At 34.3% G+C, this 20,426-nt stretch carries 11 protein-coding genes; all 11 read right to left on the bottom strand.

What is annotated here, in order from left to right:
- Positions 1-85: 85 nt before the first annotated feature.
- Positions 86-3,202, bottom strand: a complete 3,117-nt coding sequence (locus A8B35_RS21295) for a glycoside hydrolase family 2 (RefSeq protein ID WP_075603982.1) — start codon at positions 3,200-3,202, stop codon at positions 86-88.
- A gap of 155 nt (positions 3,203-3,357) precedes the next feature.
- Positions 3,358-6,276 (bottom strand): sulfatase-like hydrolase/transferase, encoded by a 2,919-nt coding sequence (locus tag A8B35_RS23100; RefSeq protein ID WP_083634643.1) that lies wholly within the window; start codon positions 6,274-6,276, stop codon positions 3,358-3,360.
- Between the two features lie 115 nt (positions 6,277-6,391).
- The gene (locus tag A8B35_RS21280; RefSeq protein ID WP_075603981.1) at positions 6,392-6,961 is read right to left on the bottom strand and encodes a hypothetical protein; all 570 of its coding nucleotides are present in this window, start codon (positions 6,959-6,961) and stop codon (positions 6,392-6,394) included.
- Between the two features lie 82 nt (positions 6,962-7,043).
- On the bottom strand, positions 7,044-7,928 hold the full coding sequence (locus tag A8B35_RS21275; protein WP_075603980.1) for an AraC family transcriptional regulator: 885 nt from the start codon (positions 7,926-7,928) through the stop codon (positions 7,044-7,046).
- Positions 7,929-8,657: 729 nt separating this feature from the next.
- The gene (locus A8B35_RS21270; RefSeq protein WP_075603979.1) at positions 8,658-12,656 is read right to left on the bottom strand and encodes a hybrid sensor histidine kinase/response regulator; all 3,999 of its coding nucleotides are present in this window, start codon (positions 12,654-12,656) and stop codon (positions 8,658-8,660) included.
- Positions 12,657-13,319: 663 nt separating this feature from the next.
- Positions 13,320-13,862, bottom strand: coding sequence for a hypothetical protein (locus A8B35_RS21265; RefSeq protein ID WP_075603978.1), 543 nt, complete (start codon positions 13,860-13,862; stop codon positions 13,320-13,322).
- Between the two features lie 254 nt (positions 13,863-14,116).
- The gene (locus A8B35_RS21260) at positions 14,117-14,653 is read right to left on the bottom strand and encodes a hypothetical protein (protein WP_075603977.1); all 537 of its coding nucleotides are present in this window, start codon (positions 14,651-14,653) and stop codon (positions 14,117-14,119) included.
- 217 nt (positions 14,654-14,870) lie between these two features.
- Positions 14,871-16,400, bottom strand: a complete 1,530-nt coding sequence (gene amaB / locus A8B35_RS21255; protein WP_075603976.1) for an L-piperidine-6-carboxylate dehydrogenase — start codon at positions 16,398-16,400, stop codon at positions 14,871-14,873.
- A 126-nt stretch (positions 16,401-16,526) separates the two neighbouring features.
- Complete coding sequence (locus A8B35_RS21250) at positions 16,527-17,420, bottom strand: DUF1338 domain-containing protein (protein ID WP_075603975.1); 894 nt, start codon at positions 17,418-17,420, stop codon at positions 16,527-16,529.
- 2 nt (positions 17,421-17,422) lie between these two features.
- Entirely contained in the window at positions 17,423-18,487 is a 1,065-nt protein-coding gene (locus tag A8B35_RS21245) for a saccharopine dehydrogenase family protein (protein WP_222844202.1), read from the bottom strand.
- Positions 18,488-18,680: 193 nt separating this feature from the next.
- Entirely contained in the window at positions 18,681-19,955 is a 1,275-nt protein-coding gene (locus A8B35_RS21240; protein WP_075603974.1) for a patatin-like phospholipase family protein, read from the bottom strand.
- Positions 19,956-20,426: the final 471 nt, after the last annotated feature.

The following is a 20,426-nucleotide window of genomic DNA, read 5'->3' as shown; positions in this document are numbered from 1 at the left end:
TGATACTGCTGAAAGCTGTAATGTGGTCATTTATAAAAATCCAATTCCAACTTTAACAACTTCTATGATTACTAAATTCTATATTTTATTGAATAGGAGAAATACGATAAGTATACTCGTAGTCTTCGTTTTTCAAACGGTAATCCTTAAGCGGAAAAGCATCATTCAACCAACTTGTTGTACCTCCAATTCCCATTTGCTTATGGTCTACGTTTAAAAATATTTCAGCGTGTTTTGTCATTTCAAACGAATATTCTGAACGATGCATTTCTTCTTTTGAATAATGACTTACACCAAAACCAATAAGCGGGTCTCCTGTAAATTTAAGACCTTTACCACAGCTATTAGTCATTGTAAACCAACGTGTGTTTGAGCGATAACCATTCTCTTGCGGACTTGAATACTCTACCCACATTTTATCTACTGTAGATTTATTAATTCCTACCAATTCGTCAGCTCTATCATTGTAGCTTGGACCTTCTTTTCCGTACCATTTTATATTCTCATACCCGGCAGCAATTACCAACTCTGTTCCTTGACGTATCATCATTGGTAAGTCTTCGCGACTTGAGGAATAATTACAATTTACATCAACTTCGCCATTGCCGTAAACAGTATACGTTTGTGTATAATCTGCACCTATTACAGGTAACTGTCCCTTAGCCTCAATAACAAGCGTATTGGCAACTTCCTTTATCTCAAAACTCTTAATAATCCAAGTAGCCGCATTTTCCCACGTATATAATTTTGGTACTCGCTTGGTAGCTCCTTTAATTCCGCCTTTATCATTATCTGTTAAGGCACGCCAAAAATCAGGCTGAGCACCTTGCTTAATTACCTGCTCATTGCCGATATAATATTTCTCTAAACGACCTGTTAGTTTATCGAATACAATAGAAAACTCATTACCCCAAACAAATACTTTACGTCCATTAACACGCATCTCGGGTTTAGCCTTCACCTTTACATCAGTTAAACTAACCAACTGACTTTGGGGTAATTTAAATTGATCCCAGGCCAATAAATGTCCTGCAGGTGCATAGAAAGACGCATCCTTAGTTTTAAACTTAAAGTTTACAAAATATTCTGCTCCTGCCTTCGGTTCAAAATTTACAATATCAAGAGTAAACTCTTTGCTACTTCGTGCCGGAATATCCAAATCTTGAATGGTTCCTGTTTTTATTATGGCCCCGTTTTCAACCAACTCCCAATGCGCAGTAAGCATATCTTGCGCATTTGTAAAGTCGTACCAATTGGTAAATTTGTAGGTACTATTTTCTGCATTAAGCTGCTCTACATGTAGGTTTCTATAGTGGTATTTTATAGCATTTAATCCCGGATGTGGTGTCCAATCAGAAGCCAAAAGGCCATTCATACAAAACGTTTCATCATGATAAACTCCTGCTGGAGTCTCCCACCATCCACCATAAGCGTAGAAAAAATCGTTTTGAGCACTCGCTTTGTAATTATTAGGTACAGCTTGCTTTAAGCCCTGATCCATCCAATCCCATACAAATGCACCTTGAAAGTTATTATCAGCATAAATCTGATCCCAATATTCCTTCAAATTTCCATTACTATTACCCATTGCATGTGTATACTCGCATAGAATAAATGGCATATCAGCATGATCTTTAATAATTTCTGCACACTCTTTTGGTGTGGCATACATACGTGAATATACATCGGCTGTATTGTGACATTCTTCGTGGGTTGTGCTCTCGTAATGAAATGGTCGGGATGGATCTATTTTTTGCACCCACTTATAAGCATGCGCTACGTTAGGACCATCGCCACTCTCATTACCAAAGGACCATATTACAATTGAAGCATGGTTACGATCGCGATACACCATGCGCTGAACACGATCTAAATGAGCTTGTTGCCAATTAGGATCATTTGATAATCTATTATCAGCTTTAACACCAAATCCATGCGTTTCAATATTACCTTCATCAATTAAATAAAGGCCATATTCATCGCACAATTGATACCACTCTGGAACATTGGGATAGTGGCTAGTACGCACTGCATTAATGTTATTTTGCTTCATTAATTTGATATCCCTAATCATATCTTCACGCGTTACGTAATGCCCTGTTTCTGGATGATGCTCGTGGCGATTAACACCTTTGAATAAAACCTGAACACCATTAACTAACAATTTGCCATCTTTAATATCAACCTTACGGAAACCAACCTTCTGAGGTATTAATTCCAAAACTTGTTGATTGGCATTTTTAAGCGTGATAATTAAATTGTATAAATTGGGTGATTCGGCATTCCAAGTATTCACATCTTTCAGCGAATACTCATCCATCTTAAAATCATTACCAGTCACAACCTTTTCACCTGATAAAACTACAGCACCTTCATTATCTTTTAATTCAAAACTAAGCGAAACAGCATCTTTAGTTTGTCCACTTATTTCTCCTTCAATATTAAATATTCCATCCTTAAGGGTTTCGTCTAATGAAGACGTAATTTTAAAGTCACGCAGATGTGTTTTTGGTGTAGACCATAAGTAAACATCTCTAAATATGCCACTTAAGCGCCAAAAATCTTGATCTTCGAGGTAAGATGCATCGCTCCATCGGTATACCTCTACTGCTAATTGGTTATCCCCTTCTTTTAAATATTCCGTGATATCAAATTCTCCTGGCGTGCGACTACCTTGACTATAACCCACTTTTTTGCCATTAACCCAAACATAAAAAGCGGATTGAACACCATCGAAATTAATATATACTTTACGGCCATCCCAATTGGTAGGTACCGTAAAATTATGACGATACGAACCAACCGGATTCCAATCTTTTGGCGCTTCTAATTCGTCTTTCTCAAATGGATAACTATCATTGAAATAAACAGGCATTCCATGACCTTCTAATTCCCAGTTTGAAGGAACAGGAATTGTGCCCCAGTTAGAATCATCGAAATTTGTTTTATAAAAATCCTGAGGACGCGTAGCTGGATTCTTTGACCAATTAAACTTCCATTGCCCATTTATATTTTTATAATAGGCTGATTGATTTTGATCAAAACTTAAGGCTGATTGTTCTGATTGATAAACCATCATGGTAGTGTGTGGTTTCTCCTTATTAACCTGTAATACCTCTACATTATTCCAATTTTCTTTTCGTGCAGAAAAAGCACTTATGGCAATAAATACCAATAAGTGAACTAATATTAACCTTTTCATTTTCGTCTATTTTATATTCGCCATTAAACTGTGTGTGTGCATAACGAGATCACATTTTAGAGAACCCTTACAATAATGTTGTTTATAGTTGTAATATAATACTACAACTATAAACTATATTGATTAGTGGATTGTGCATTATAGCAAACATCTGTTTACTTTTTCTTCCCTTTATATTTCCATTGTTCGGTATGCATTAGCCCTAAAAAATTTGGATCTATTAATTCATCAGCCCACTCCATCAGAATAGCATCTAAAGACTTTACTTTCTCAGGCATTTTAGAAGCTAAATTGTTCTTTTCGCCAATATCTTTGCTTAGGTTGTACAGTTCTTTCACCTCACCATTTACCACTAATTTATAATCTCCATTTCTAACAGCATATCTTTTCTGATCAAACTTTCTTAGGTAAATAGATTGATGTGGTGCTTTCTTATTTTTACCTTGTACATAAGGAATTAAATTTACACCATCTAAAGGTTTATCTGCATTAACAGGAGAATTAGACAAGTCTGCTATGGTAGCAAATATATCCAATGATGAAATTGGAAAATCATAAACTGTTGGCGCTACTTGGCCTTCCCATTTTAATGCAAATGGCACTCTAAAACCACCTTCGTAATTTGAACTCTTCCCCTCCCGAAGTGGTCCGTTATCAGAAGCATTTTTACGTTCAGGTCCTCCGTTATCAGATAAGAAACAGATCACAGTATTTTCGTCGATATCTAAATCTTCAAGCGTATCTAATAAACGGCCTACCCCATCGTCAACAGCACTTACCATGGCTGCATAAGTTTTTCGCTCTGGGTCTTTTATATGATTAAAACGTTGTAAACATTCATCAGTTGCTTGCAATGGTAAATGCGGAGCATTGTAAGATAAGAACATGAAAAATGGCTCATCAGCATTACGTTCAACAAAAGAAATAGCTTCGTCAGAGAACTCATCTGTAAGATATTTATCTGTTTTTACAGGCTCATGGTCTCGCATAATCCAAGTTCTATAGCTATCGGTTTCACCATTAATTGCGTAACTATCCTCTATAGTTAACTCCTCTGGAAAAAAGCGATGACCTCCACCTAAGTGACCATAAAACTCAGTAAATCCACGGTTAAGAGGATGGTGTGCCTCTTTATTAGCCCCCAAATGCCATTTACCAATCACAGTAGATTTATATCCTACTTGTACCAAAGATTCGGCAATTGTCATCTCATCATTTGGCAATCCCATATTGGGGTCGTTAGGGCGATATTGTGGGTTGCGCTCAAAACCAAAACGTTGTTGATAACGCCCCGTCATAAAACCAGCACGGCTTGGGCCACAAACCGAATATGATGTATATGCATTTGTAAAACTAACCCCCTCGTTTGCAATACGATCTATATTTGGCGTAGGGATATCCTTACACCCGTTAAAACCCACATCGGCATAACCTAAATCATCAGTCATTACAACTATTAAGTTTGGCTTATCTGTTGCTGATCGGTGTTTTACTTCTATTTTAGGCCTTGGATTTATTATGGCAGACATCTCTTTATATAAGCCTTTTTTAGTAGTCTTATATTTTGGTAAATCAGCTAAATTATTCCACTCATTTGGATCGTTTACGTGGTAATACAATTCCTCTTTCCCATCAGCATATCTAATATAGCGCCAATCTTTTGTACGGTATGAGTAATGCTGTTCGTTGGCTTTAGTTTTACCACCAACATTACCTACAATGCTTAAAGCTCCATTTGGCCCTTGCCACTTTGTATTCTCATCTGTATCAAACAAAGGCACCATGCTATAGCCACCTAACTCTCCGCCATTGCTATTAAGTTTTGTTTCGCCTTTTAGCTCGCAGTAATCAACTAAAGTTGGATAAATATCGACCAATGAAACAGGTTGTTCAATTTGCGCCCCTTGTTGTGCATCGGGCGCTTTTATTACCAAGGGAATACGTGTACTTTTTTCCCAAGGAGAATTTTTAAATAAGTAATCCTTTTCTCCCATTTGCCAACCATGGTCACTTGTTAAAACAACAATGGTATTATCATTAAATTTACTCTCCTCAATGGCATTCAATACTTCACCAATCTGCTCATCAACAAATGCGACACAGGCTAAGTAAGCTTGTAAAAAATGTTTTAATGCTACTTCTCTATCCCCATCGTAAGACTCTAAAAGCATACGGTAATACTTATATCCTTTACTATTAGGATCAATATTATCTTTTAAATAAGTATCTGCTGCATCAGTCTCAAAATAATCGTTTAACACTAATGATTCTATTGGAAATAGATCGAAAAAGCGATCTGGAGCATATAGAGGTGTATGTGGATTTACATACCCTACGCCCATAAAAAAGGGTTGATCTGTATCTTTAGCTTCTAATTCCTTAATTTTTTTAGTCGCCCACTTGGTGTGTAACTCATCTTGCATTAAATCCCTATCGTCCTCACTGTTATAGCGAAATGGCTTTTTATCCCAACCATAAGTCCATTTACTACAAGTTGATAAACGACCATATGACCCATCGATAGCACCAATTGAGTTAAATGGCGCAGGTACATCGGGGTGGGGCATTAACTTTTCACCATCAAAAGGAAATGGACCATAATTATGCTTATCATTCATGCCCCATTCGTTCCAAAGGCCGCGTTCATTGCTGTGCAATAGTTTTCCAGATCCAAGCGTATAATAGCCATTCTCCTTAAACAATCCAATTAAGGCCTTATTATTTTTTAGAACCGCTTGTTTGGTTCTTTTTGTCCAACCAAAATCGCCTGAAACATGTGGATATACCCCTGTAAACAGACTGTTACGAGATGGTTGACATACTGGCACATTTGATTGAGCATTCATAAACCTAACGCCTTTGGCAGCCATGCCATCTATATGAGGTGTTTTAGCTTGCGGATGACCACCAAATACGCCTTGAAAATCGTTAAGGTCATCGCACATTATAAAAACAACATTCGGCTTGCTTGTTTTCTCTTCGGCATGCAATACCATGGATAGATTAGCTACTAAGACAATAAATAACACCTGCCAGATGCAGCTCCTTTTATATGATTGAAATATGTAATTCATAAAATTCTAATATTGTGATTTAACACGCATTTCTCAGACCGACAAAACAGAGTGATTTTAATTCTGCACTAAATGACATGTAACGGTAATAATATGAGAAAATATCTGTCAAATATTAAAGTTCTGATAAAGTTTTGAAGTTAGTGATATAGAAGTTTCCTTTCTCTTCAGTGGTTTCACCAGCTTCAACTTGTACTGTTTTACCTGAATAGTTTTTGATTTTACTTTTTAATCCGGCATTCTTTAGTGCTTGCCAATTAAATTGATAGATCTTTCCGTCCTGAGCTTCTAATGTCCATTGTGCTTTACCATTAATAAAGCGTTGTTTTATAACACCACACAAACCTTCAGCTTTGGCTTTGGGTTTATCTATAACTTTGCTCGGATTGTATATTTCAAGAGACTTAATACGTACTATTTTTGTTCCTTTCTTAGTACCATCAATAGCTACGGTTTTATTCTTCATCGTTTTTATACTGTTTTTATTTCCCGAATCAGATATCGCTTTCCAATCTATCTTTAATAGAGTACCATCCTCTTGAGTTATCGTCCACATCCATTTGCCATCAATTGTTTGACCTTTCAATTTTCCAACAATTAAGTTATGGTTACTGCTATTTGCGTTTACACCATTGCTTATGCTGAAGATCATAAATAAAACTATAACTACATTTTTCAATTTCATAAATATTATTTTTTATAATTCGTTTTAACAATTACACTAATTACGTCCTGATCAACTAGTTTGATGTTGCAGGCTTTAATTACTATGCTGAATAAGCTTCTACTCTATATCTTGTATTTAAAACCTGATATTTTCGTTTATAACTTCGAGGGGTTTCTTTTTTTATCTCCTTAAATACCCTATTGAAACTAGTTAATGAATTGAATCCCACTTCGAAACAAATTTCAGATATTGATAAATCTCCGGTAATAAGCATTTCGCACGCTTTCCCTACCCTGAAATCATTGATATATTGAATTATTGTTCTATTGGTTCTTGTTTTAAAGAAACGACATAAAGAATTGGGGCTCATGGCAACACTCTCTGAAATATTATCGAGCGACAAAGGTTTTGTATAGTTCGCATTAACAAACTCTATCACTTTATTTAACCGGTCAACGTCTGATCGTGATTTTTGAATGGCAAACCTATCAGCTGCTAACAAGCTTTTTTTATTACATTTTGTTAGGGTATTTAATATTTGCAACAATAATATTATTTGTAATGTCTCGTCGGCTTGAGTAATGCTAATAAATAAATCGTGTAAACGATCAGATGTTTCGTTACTGAATAAAATACCATGACGAGATATTGACAACAAATCTTTTATACCTAAAAACTCTTTGGCAGATAACAAACTTAAACCTGAATGACTTGTATCGAACTTAACTGTAACAATATCTAATTCGTTATAACGCGATAGCTCATTATCTTTCCATAAATGTGGCAAAGATTCTCCCACAAGAATTAAGTCACCAGTCTTAAATTTTGCCAAATTATCGCCAATAACACAATCACCTTCTCCCTTTACATAATATACCAACTCATACTCATCATGAGAGTGCCATTGATTAAGCTTTTGCAATGCACTTAATCGTTCTATCTCGAGTAGTTTATTTTTACTTGTAGATTTACTATTCTGTTTCATCACTATTACACCCTATCTTAATAAACAAACATATACAACAGTATAGCGAGGAAAATAATTAGTAGACATATTATAGAATACATCATTATTTTAGCTTTTCGTATACTCTTAACTATCGAATCATTTTTTGTCATCTGATAACAAATTTTAATACTTGCAAGATGACGTAAAATGACCAATGCGTTAATGCATTATTTGATCATATGATGGTGCAATTCACCCCAAATTCAGATGCATATATTAATCATTTCATATACATTATTTATTCACACAGCAGCAATTAAACACTCTATACCAATCAGTTAATTAAAACACAAGTTATTTTTAAAATAACTAATTAAAGGTATAAGCTAATTAGAAAAATAAAAGAATCAATGCTAGAGAAGTGACCTTAAACAGATACGTAAAAGTCTTAAAAGAAGAAATAAAAACACTACCATATTTAGTGTGTGCACAGAAATTCAATAGGGATAAACAGTAAGTTATTACACTTCAGGAAGTCTTCGGTAAATGAATAAAAATGCGAACAAAAATGGCATATTATTCTTGCTGGATACTCTCAAGAACAAAAGCCATAAAATGGAAAAAATTCCTTTTTATGGCTTTTATAAGATATATCAAATATGAGAAATATACCTTCAATAATAAGCCATAAAAATATATAACATAATATTTCCACTTTAATTGCTGATACTTTTCTTTCCTAATAGTCTCATATTAGAATAGCTTCTATTTATTTCTAAATTCAGTAGGGCCATCATTGTAGATCTCTTTAAAGTTTTTCCTGAATGAACGAGAATCTAAATACCCTACTCTATCAATAATTTCAGAAACTGTAAGATCAGTATCCTTTAGTAATTGAGCTGCTCTTTTAATTCGAATAGTTTTTATAAAGGATGCTGGTGTTTGATCTGTCGCTTTTTTTATTCTTCTATAAAAAGTAGAACTACTCATTGCCATTTTTTGCGCTAATATTTCAGAAGAAAAGTTAGCTTCTGCCATATTATCCTCAACAATTTTTATACTTTTCTTGAGGAATCCTGCCTCCTCGGAAGTAATTTCCTGCTCCGAGGCTTCTATAACTATTTTATTAGAGAACTTTTTCTTGAGCACATTTCTTGATGCAATTAACTGTTTGATATCCTCAAGTAAAATCTCAGGAACAAAGGGCTTTTTTAAGTATAAATCTGCACCTTTTTGAGTTCCAAATAATTGTTCCGATTCACTTACCTTAGCTGTAAGTAAGATTACTGGAATATGAGATAATACCTCTGAAGTTTTAACTTTTTCACATAACTCATAACCATCCATGCGGGGCATCATTACATCAGAAACTATTAAATCAGGGATGTAAGTGTTGGCTTTTTCTAAACCATCGTAACCTTCACAAGCCTCTATAATATTATAATTTTTTCCAATGAGCTCACACAAATAGTTTCGAACCTCATCGTTATCTTCAACAACTAAAACCCTGGATCCTTTTGTTCCATTGTTAAGCGTTTTTTTAGTTGGTGCAACTATGGTATTCAAATTCAACACCTGTGATTCTTTACTTTTAGTTAGCTCATCTGCTGAAAAGTGTGCATATCCTTTTTTAAGTGTTACTGTAAAAGTAATAGGCTCGCCATCGTTACTTTTCACAGAGATAGCGCCCTTGTGCATTTCGGCATATCTTTTAACCAATTGCAATCCAATACCACTACTGCTCACTGAGCTATTGCCTGCAGCCTGATAAAAACGTTCAAATAAATTACTTAATTCGCTTTTCGAAATAGTTTTTCCATCGTTAGAAATCGCTATTTTAAATTCTTCTGCAGTATCACTAACCACAATAGAAACTTTCCCTTTTTCAGTGACGTGCTTAAACGCATTTGACAATAAATTTGAGATTAGCATCGCTATCCTTTCTGAATCAATATACACCTCTTCGGATTCTGCTTTATAAGAAAGCTTAAATTGAATATTATCTATTTTTGCCAATTGGTAGAATGAGGAACTACACTGCGTAATAAAATCTCGTAAATTAGTTTTACTAACTGATAATTTAAGTTTACCAGCTTCACCTTTTCGAAACTCCAATAATTGATTTACCAGATTATACAACTTCCTTGCATTATCGTTTATCATACCCAATCGATCTTTATAGAAATCGGGCTTCGATAATGCTAAATCTTTATTCATTAGTTCGGAAATAGGAGCTAAAATAAGTGTTAAAGGAGTTCTAAATTCGTGAGATATATTGGTAAATACATTTAATTTATAATTATTTATTTGCTTGGCTTGCTTGTTTTGTAACTTCTCCATTGCTACAATATTCTTCAAGTGCTCTTGCCTTATTACCGTTCGTATAATCACAAAAATGGTGAATAGTACTAAAATCAAGTATAGTATAATTGCTTGCACACTTTTCCATGGTGGTGGAAGTACTGAGATTTGAATACTTCGTATTTGATCACTCCAGATTCCATTACTGTTGGTTCCTTTAACTTGCAATGTATATTTACCTGGTTTTATATTATTAAACGTGATCTCCCTTTTGTTTCCTATTAAGCTCCAATTATCATCGGAATTTAATAAACGATAGGCATATAAGTTTTTATGTGGTGCATTATAATCTAACGCGGCTAATGTGAAAGAAAAGGACACTTCCTTGTGCGTTAACTCTATATTCTTTTGCAAATTAACATCTTGCTTTAAAAGACCATTTGCAGCAACCTCAACGGTACTATTAAGCACTGAAAAATCACTAAAAACAATGGGCGGATTATAAGTATTTGCCTTAATTTCGGAAGGCATAAAGTAGGTTAATGATGAAGTTCCACCAAAATACAACATGCCCTTATCATCCTTAAAACATGCATCTTCTGAATAACTCGAACTTCCAATACCATCAGCTTTATCGAAGTTTAGTATTTGCTTATTCTCTATATTAATTGATGATAAACCGGCATTTGTAGATAGCCATATCTGCCCTTCATCATCTTCAATTACACTACTTACATAATCATCGGGCAGTCCATCTTTTACGGTGTATGTATCAAGACTTAATGAATTCTTATTGTTAAGATTTAAACGGTTAAGACTACAGGGTGTCCCAAACCACAAATTACCCTGCTTATCAATTTCTAAACATAAAATAATATCGCAGACTAGTGATGTTTTTAGCCCCATTTGTTTTAGCGATTGCAATTTAGATTCTTGTGGATTATAAGAATAAAGTCCTTTATACGTAGCAAACCACAATCTATTATCAGCATCTTTGGTAATATTAGTAACCCTATTGTTACCTACATAATTAGAATTCGTAATTATATGATCTTTAACTGAATATACACCGTCCTTTTTTTGACATAAATAAACTCCTTCTTGTTGTGTTCCTAACCATAAATCATTTCCATCAAAAAAGAGTTCCTGTACCTTTCTTATGTCCTCTAAATCCGGACTGTTAAAATACTGACTTGCAGGTTTAAGGTGAACAGATCCTGATGCTGAAACCTCGGCGACAAATAAGCCTTCCTCAATACTAACCCATATATTACCTTGTGCATCTTCGCTTACTTGCTTTATAACCTCATCATGTATTCTACCACTAGATTGATATTTTACTTTTACGAATGCAGTATTATTCTGTGAAAAATACAGACCGTCACCATTAGTGCCGATCCAGCTCCGACCTAACTTATCAACTAACATATTATTTATATGAGGTTTAACTACATTATTACTCTGGAAATTATCTAAATAATGAAAGTTATTTCCCTTTGATATTTTAATGATACCTGCATGGGTCCCTATCCACAAATCGCCTAACCTATCTTCAAAAAGAGTACGTATTACCTTATGCCCTGATCGTATTCGTTTATTTTCATCAATTAGGTCCTTTATCGTTTCTAATTGATTTGTTTCTCTGTTTAAAGCATAAAGTCCTTCTCCCCAAGTCCCTACCCAAAGCTTATTTTTTTTATCAAGTAGCAGCGTATATAAAATGGGTTGCGTTTTAGCTTTAAGCTTAATACTTTGCTGTGTTAAAGTTGTATAATCAAATTTAATCAGATCTTTTGACCAACCCACAAGCCATATTACCCCAGATTGCTCATCAATAGCTATGGAAGTAATACTTCCTTTTAAAATCTTTTTAAATGTATTCTCGTTATTTTGTTTACGATACAAACCTGTTGCTGTAGCTAGCCATATTGATCCATCAGGAGTCTCTGCAACTGAACGTACCTGCATAAACGATTTGTACTGAATGGTAGTATCTTTACCAATACACAAAACACCTTTGCTCCAAGTACCTATCCAAAGATTATCATCCGAATCATTATAAAATGACAAAATTCTATCTAAATCGTAAAATTCATTTAATTTACTTTTTTGAAATGCATTTAACCTAACATCATAAGGTACAAAGCCTCCTGACTTTAGTCCAAGATTTAATTGACCTTTTTTTTGATCGAAAAGTAAAGTTTCTACAGATGGCTTAGGTAAACTATTGGTATCGTTTAAGGTTGGTTTATAATGCTTAAAATTATAGGCATCGTAACGGTTTAAGCCTCCTTGTGTTCCAAACCACATAAAACCATCTTCGTCCTGCGCTATTGAAGTTACTTCATTTTGTGATAAGCCATCTTCAACCGATAAATAATCAAATCTGTATTTTTCTTCTTGAGCACCAAATACAGCAACAAAACATAATGAGAAATATAAATATATAGTAAGTGCTTTCATAAAAATGAATACAAAGAAATTTTAATATTCAGAATAAATTATATAACTAATATTAGGCCAAACTACTACTTTTAAATTTACAAACCCTATTTTTCTCTAATCTAAAACAAAGAAGTCTAACCAATATTTAGTGCTATTTAATTTTTATTCGAATGAAATCCCCAATGGTAGGGTTTTATGAGCCTGACTATACCTAATAGTAGTAATTGAATTAGGCTAATTATAAAATATTTAAAGGTGAGATATTGTATTTAAGAGAATAGAATACAAATTAATATATTCATCGAAGTTAAATTCTGAGATATTGCATACATCGTTAGGCCAGGTAAACTTTTAATTGGCGCTTTGATATAAACGAACTAAAATAGTTGGACTATACTCACAGCCTATGACTTTTTTTTAGTCGGCATCGTATCTCAATAAAATTGCATTTTCTCATGCCAAATTGGCTAAATCCCCAATCGAATTCAATAATTCCCTGCCAATTTGGCTAAATCCCCACTAAAGTTCAATGAATCCCCATCAAAATAGACTTTTCCCCATTGGTTTTGAGTGAATCCCCAATAGGATTGTGTAAATGGAGCATGGATGGCTAATTTAAAGAGCTAAACTACCCAAATTTATGCTGACAGACTATGGCCTTTATTTTTTTGTTGTAACACGTTATTTATTCAATTTAATTATTAATGTATCTGTTACTATTCCCTCATTCCAACCAATTTCTTTATTTGGATTCTTTTCTTTTAATTGTAGATAAATTTCATCAGGGAAAAAATCAAATTTCATTGTTTTCCTCTCTTTTTCGATTCCACCACTAGTTTTATATATTTTTCCATTAATGATTGGTGTTAGGCTAAATAAAAATGAATCCTCATTTGATTTTTCAAAGTCGATGATAACGTTAAATCCTTCTGTAAGTCTTAACCTTGGACACAAACATGATTCATAGTCAAAATACCATTGCTTTTCAATCCACACATCATTTAATTTTACAGTCTCATTGTGATATTTCAATTCATATCTAGGAATGGAACCCTTATAGTCAGTAATATAAGTTCCCATTTGCCGGGAGAATGCTTTGTCTCTCGAGACTTTTGGGCAATTATGACATTTATCCTCTAGCTTACATAGGTTATCTGCTAAATAAAAAGCCATGAATCCAATCAGAGCTAATATTGAAATTATTAAAAGAATCCTATTTTTCATTATACCTATTCCTGTATATTTTCTTACTTGCTCAATCGCACCCTAATGCGTTACAACGGCCTGCCGCATGGAGCGTAAAGAAATTTAACCTTCTTAACTTTCCAAATTGAGCTGAGCCAAAGCTTGTTATTTTGTTTGTAGCTTTTCATTCCAAACGGAATGAAAAGGTTTGGCGGAACTTGTTTCGCTAGAATGCTTTCCAAATAACAACTGTCCCACATTGTTTATTCCAATTTGTTGTGCTTAGTTATTATTTAGTAGACCTTATAGCGGGGCATCTTCTCATCTAAAAGATTAAATATTTTATTTCTACGTTTCCGAAAACTCTCAGGTTGAATTACTCCATCCCTAAGTATTTCTAGTTTCAGTTGTTCTTTAGTTATAAGTTCTATTTCACACGAATATGATATTGAATTCTCCAAACCCCTTTTATATCCTAAAGAATTCCTCAGAATCATTTTCCTAATATCCAGATAACGTAATGCTCTTCTAAATTCCCCTTGAACAATTTCAATTCCTTCCTCTTTGCAAATTACTGTTCCTATTTTAACATATGCTAGAACATACTTTTTATTTAAGTAGAAAACGAGACAAACGGTTGTGACAGTATAAACCACTAAGAATGCGACAGTTATATATTTATTTCCGATTTCTACCACAAATATTTTAATAATCTCAGTACCTAAGTAGGCATTAATTGGGACTAGAAATAAACCAATCAACAATCCTAGTATATTCCTCTTCTTGTTTGAGAGCTTAGGTCGTATGATTGAAAAAGAATTAAGGTTCATAACTTTAATATTTGCTTAGATAATGGCCGAAATTAAGCACAACTATTCTGTATCCCATCTTTTATGTCAATACATCTATATGGTTATTATTTTTTCGGCAATGAAAGTAGAAAAAAATATGGCTTATGATAATTATAGGTGTGCCTTTTTTATGTTTCTACGGTTCTTTTTTTTTAGATACTCTGAATTTTTTACCTATTAAAAATATCATGTTATATTAAACCTTAAACTGAATACCCTGCGAAAGCGGCAAGTCGGCAGAATAGTTTATGGTTACCGTTTGTCTACGCATATAATTTTTCCAGGCATCGCTTCCGCTTTCTCTACCTCCTCCTGTTTCTTTTTCGCCTCCAAAAGCACCTCCAATCTCAGCACCCGAAGTACCAATATTTACATTAGCAATACCACAATCGCTGCCACAATGCGATAGGAAATATTCCGCTTCACGCATATTAGTTGTCATAATAGTAGACGAAAGGCCCTGGGGAACATTATTTTGTATTTCAATAGCTTCCTTTAACTCATTGTATGCAATGATGTATAATAAAGGTGCAAATAACTCATCTTGAACAATTGCCATATCTGCATTAACCAAAGCAATACTAGGTGATACATAAGAGCCTTTTTCGAAACCAGGCACTTGAAGCATGCCTCCTTCTACTATAAATGTGCCTCCCTGCTTTTTACATGCTTCAATACCTGCCATATAATTCTGTACCGCCTCATTATCAATTAGTGGCCCCATATGATTATTTGCATCCAAAGGATTTCCAATTTTAACCTGAGCATAAGCACTCTTCAATTTATCGATTACGGAATCTAAAACCGATTGATGCACAATTAAACGTCTGGTTGATGTGCATCGCTGTCCGCTTGTGCCAATTGCGCCAAAATATGTGGCCGGAATAGCAATACCTAAGTCTGCATTTGGAGTAATAATCATGGCATTATTCCCTCCCAATTCTAATAGAGATTTCCCAAACCGTTGTGCCACGTTAAGCTTTACTGCTTTCCCCATTCGGCTAGAACCAGTTGCGGATACAAGGGCTATATCTTTATCTAAACTCAGCCACTCTCCTACTTCTTTTCCGCCTGTAATGAGGCAACTAATCGCCTGAGGCAAACCCCTTTCTTGAAGAATAGAGGCTATTAATTTCTGACAGACTAAGGCTGTTAAAGGTGTTTTTTCTGATCCTTTCCAGATACAAACATTACCACACACCCAAGCAATGGTGCTATTCCAACTCCATACGGCTGTGGGAAAATTGAAAGCTGATATAATGCCAATTACTCCCAAAGGGTGCCACTGTTCATACATACGATGCATGGGGCGTTCGCTGTGCATGGTTAGCCCGTATAACTGTCGTGATAAACCTACTGCAAAGTCGCAGATGTCAATCATTTCTTGCACTTCGCCATAAGCCTCTTGTATGCTTTTACCCATTTCATAGGATATCAACTTACCTAAGTGATTCTTCTCCTTCCTTAATTTCTCACCGAAAAGACGAACTATTTCACCACGTTTGGGCGCCGGAATATTGCGCCACACTTCGCTCGCCTTTTTCAATTCTTCAACAATAGTTTGATAGGCTTTTTTATCGGTAGGCTTTATTGATGCCATTTGAGAACCATCAACCGGAGAATACACCTCAATTAACGAAGTACTTGATTGCACTGAATCTGAACCAATCCATGATCCTTCATTTAGTTCTTCTATCTGAAAATGATCTAAAACATCTTGTAACATAACGAGTAGTTTAATGATTAATACTTAAATACATTCACAATATTATAAGCCAAATTTTAATCTAAAACAGTAACTTAAAGCCTTGCCCAAAACCAAGCTAATATATTCCGAGGCACGGTATTTCTTTTACTTCTTGCCTGTTTGGTTTGAGTAGGTACTTTCAAATATTTTATCGGCATTGGCTGTTTCAAAACCTTCTCTTCTTTGTGCTCGCGTAATTTGGTTTATAGGTAAATCCGCGAATTGAGGCAAAACCTTTCGTTCTGCAAACTCAACATAACTTCCGGGTATTTTATGAATGTCCTCTTCGGCAAAAGTGGCTTCAATCAGCTCTGAAACTGATGAGCTTTGCAATAAAAGTCCATCTTTACTTACTTTTATTATTCCACCAGCATCGTTCAACTTAATTCCTATCGAAACCAATAATTGATTAAATTTTTCCAATGTATTATAAGGGCTTTCTAAATTATGCACACTAATGGTAAAATGATTTAGATAGTATTTGTTATAGATAGTCCACGATGCATATTCACTTTCGTTAGCTAAGGTTTTATAGTTTTCCCAAGTGGGTGTTCTCCATAATTGCGAATGAAGAAAATTATCGACCATCGCGGCATCATCTAAATTTATTGTATCCACAGGATCGGATTTCACTTCATCAGTAAACGATTTTATCAAAGTTTGAATCTCATCAGAGAAATCATTTACTCGTAATTCACTTATAAATATTCGAGGTAAATTAGTTTTTGAAGGCGCATACCAGCGGGCATTTATCTTCTTATTCTCAAAATAATATGCATCGCGAGCTTCATATCCATGATGCAGAAAAATTTTCTCTAAAGATTTAATACCTAATTGAGGCACTCCAATGGTTCTGAAAGCAATATGATCGTTTTCAATATCAGATAAATCTTTAATTAATCCTTCATCAACAAGCGTTTGAGTAATTTTATTTACCGCAGGAACGCGCTGTTGATACCGAGTCATTAAGCCAGACAAAATTTGGTGAAGCGTTTCCATAATTACATTTGATTTTTATAGTATTGACCATATGTGGTGGATAAAAAATCATCCAAACTAATATCCTCTTGTTTTAAGTATCCTTTTGGAGCTGTAATGCCTTTGTGCACCAACTCTATAACACTACAAACGCTCGAGGCTGTAGTCCATGATATCGCTCTGTACTCCTTGCCATCAATCTGCTGAGGCAGATAAGTATGAAAAAACTCTTCGCGAAAAAGCTTATCTCCTTTCCAACCCTCAACGGCTGCATATACATGCACCATATCTTCTTTAACAGGAGGCTTAGCAATGGTTAATATCTCCTCAATGAGCTCTTTTTTATCCTTTAAGATTAACTCCGATAATAAAAACCGCATTAATCTGGCATGACCAGGATAGCGTATTGTTTTATAGTTTAAAGTATCAACCTTGCCTTCTAAAGTTTTACATAGCGTACCCAAACCGCCACTTGTATAAAAAGCTTCGTATTCGCGACCTTCGATATTAATGGTTTCTAAACCGAGTAGAGAGCTTACATACTTTCTTTTGCCATTTGCTATAACCTCTGCATCTTCAATATACTCGTTAATAACACCCGCAGGCGACCAGTTAAATGAATAACCCAATAAACCATTAGGATACCTAGGCAAGGCTCCTACACGCAACTCAACATCTCTAAGACGACTAAACTTATTTATTAAACTGCATCCCGCAATGGCAATATAACCAGGAGCTAAACCACATTGCGGTGCCATAACTCCTTTGGATGTTTCGGAAAGTTTCTTTATCTCAACTGAGGTTTTAATATCCTCTGTTAAATCGAAATAATGAATGCCTAAAGTGTGCGCTATTTTAGCAATAATAATATTGTACTTGTAGGGTAAGCACGATACCACAGCATCAACTTCCCCAAGTTGTTTTAATGTAGATTGTTGATTTGAAATATCAACTACAGAAGTCTTAAATGGAAAAGATTCTGTAACAGGTTCTGAATCGAAACCATGTACTTTAAATGATTTACTTAATAAAATGGCAACTAGCGATCCAACTTTGCCAAGTCCTACAACTGCAACATTTTTTATCATACTCACCATATTTTGAATTACCACTCTCAACCATAAGTTAAGAAAGTTTTTGATGGTATGTAGTAGTTTGATGGTAAGATTTATTCTTAGAAAGGAATAAAGTAAACGATCAGAGTTAACCAACAGATTAACCCTAACTTATTTCAAAAATTAAAAGAAACTATGATAGAACTGTGCATGAGACAAAGCATAATTATTTTATAATATTAGGACAATACAAGCGCACTTGTAATTCTGTTAAAGATTCGGCAACTGCCATTAAAGCTTCTATTTGCTCATAACTCAAAGCCGTTAAGTTAGTACCTACTCCTAAAGCTACTTCGAGAACATTATCAATAGGAAATGACTTCTGTAATTCACCATAGTTTATTCGCTGTTCCATATATGCTGTAATTTCCTGTTTAGTCATCTTAGCTATTTCTTCCTCACTTAATCCATGTGCTTCAATAATAGTAGAAGTTAACTGTCCGCCTTTGACATAGTTCGCAAAATAGGATAAACACGTCTTTGGATCGTAAGCTAAAGACAAATAGGCTATTGATTTTTTACCCAAATACTTATTTAAAATTACATTATTTATAAACTGAATATTCTTAATTCTATTCATAAATAATTCACTAGTCTGTATTAAAAGCATCAAAGTATTATTCATCTGGGTAAGAGGTTTAAACCCTGTTCCTGCATCACTTACAATAATGTTTTCACACTCATAAACTGAACCGTGATGTGTTAATTTGTGAATTCCCTGATTATCGTATACTCCCCCATCAATTAATGTAGGATTTATAAGTTTATAGTCCTGAGAGTTTTGATAATAAGACTTAGCTATTTTTATAGGTGTAAATGCAAAAGGTACACATGATGATGCCATAACAGCCCTACTAATAGGAAAATTATCATTTCTGAATTTTATTGATTTTCTTCCATTTTGTGAATACTCATAAAACGAATCATTCATCTTCTCTTTAGAAAAAGTAAATGGTCTGCCCGACTCAATATTGGTAGAATTAATAGCTAAAACAGGACTATGTGGTAAGTCCTTTAGTGTTTTATTCTGATAAAAAACCTGAGAATAACGCTTTTCAATCATCTTACTAAAAGGAAGTAAATTAAATTGAAATTTGAGGAATAAAGCAATTACCGGTAAATACAGAAACAGTAAATACCAAGCAAAATATGCTAAAACAAATGGCAATATAAGTACGAAAAGTCCTACAATGGCTAATACCACATACGAGGTTTTAAGCATATTTCTTTGCAGGCCTTCCTTAAATTCTTTTTCAAAACCCTCGAAATTATCTTTATTTAAAGTGTAGGCAGCACCAACTATTGAACCTCCTGAAACGGTTGAAATTACATCTACTTTACCTAATATGCCCATTTGATTTAACTTACGTAAAGTTCCTAAATGGAAAGCTGCTGCTCTAAAACCACCACCCGATAGGGCTATTCCAATTTTTTGCTTCATAGTTATTATTTAATGTTTAGGTTTTATTTCGAAGATTTGCTCATAAAAGCTAAATTCTTTTACAACCGTTATCTACATTTAATAGAACACAAACTTATACTTATATTCTTTAACTAAACAATAAGTAAATATGATAAAATTGATTTTAACAGAAAAAATAATGAGTAAAATTAAAAGTGATATTAATTGATGAAATAGAGCACATTATTTATAGGAAACGCCCCATAAAGCCGTACTACTATGTTAATCAGAATATTAAACCCCTATTGTTACGTAAAGCCTGTATTCACATAACATCTATTCAAGTTATCTATTTTCTATAATGAGGAAAAACACATTTTTGCTAGTCTTTAGGCTTTCCCTTGTAATACGAACTATTCATCAATTAATTGTAAACAATCGCCTTTTCTAGTAACAAAACAAATTAAACATCGTAAACAATAACCTAAATAAGCAACACTCTACTTAACT

Origin of the sequence: Saccharicrinis aurantiacus (assembly GCF_001660705.2) — a bacterium.
Classification (GTDB): domain Bacteria; phylum Bacteroidota; class Bacteroidia; order Bacteroidales; family Marinilabiliaceae; genus Saccharicrinis; species Saccharicrinis aurantiacus.
The sequence above is the reverse complement of the archived record's forward strand: the minus strand, read 5'-3'. Positions and strand labels throughout refer to the sequence as shown.

Coding starts and splice junctions, on each gene's coding strand:
- A8B35_RS21250 (WP_075603975.1), bottom strand. CDS start 17,420: ATGGAAACGCTTCACCAAATTTTGTCTGGCTTAATGACTCGGTATCAA.
- A8B35_RS21265 (WP_075603978.1), bottom strand. CDS start 13,862: ATGAAAAATAGGATTCTTTTAATAATTTCAATATTAGCTCTGATTGGA.
- A8B35_RS21245 (WP_222844202.1), bottom strand. CDS start 18,487: ATGATAAAAAATGTTGCAGTTGTAGGACTTGGCAAAGTTGGATCGCTA.
- A8B35_RS21270 (WP_075603979.1), bottom strand. CDS start 12,656: ATGAAAGCACTTACTATATATTTATATTTCTCATTATGTTTTGTTGCT.
- amaB (WP_075603976.1), bottom strand. CDS start 16,400: ATGTTACAAGATGTTTTAGATCATTTTCAGATAGAAGAACTAAATGAA.
- A8B35_RS21260 (WP_075603977.1), bottom strand. CDS start 14,653: ATGAACCTTAATTCTTTTTCAATCATACGACCTAAGCTCTCAAACAAG.
- A8B35_RS21295 (WP_075603982.1), bottom strand. CDS start 3,202: ATGAAAAGGTTAATATTAGTTCACTTATTGGTATTTATTGCCATAAGT.
- A8B35_RS23100 (WP_083634643.1), bottom strand. CDS start 6,276: ATGAATTACATATTTCAATCATATAAAAGGAGCTGCATCTGGCAGGTG.
- A8B35_RS21280 (WP_075603981.1), bottom strand. CDS start 6,961: ATGAAATTGAAAAATGTAGTTATAGTTTTATTTATGATCTTCAGCATA.
- A8B35_RS21240 (WP_075603974.1), bottom strand. CDS start 19,955: ATGAAGCAAAAAATTGGAATAGCCCTATCGGGTGGTGGTTTTAGAGCA.
- A8B35_RS21275 (WP_075603980.1), bottom strand. CDS start 7,928: ATGAAACAGAATAGTAAATCTACAAGTAAAAATAAACTACTCGAGATA.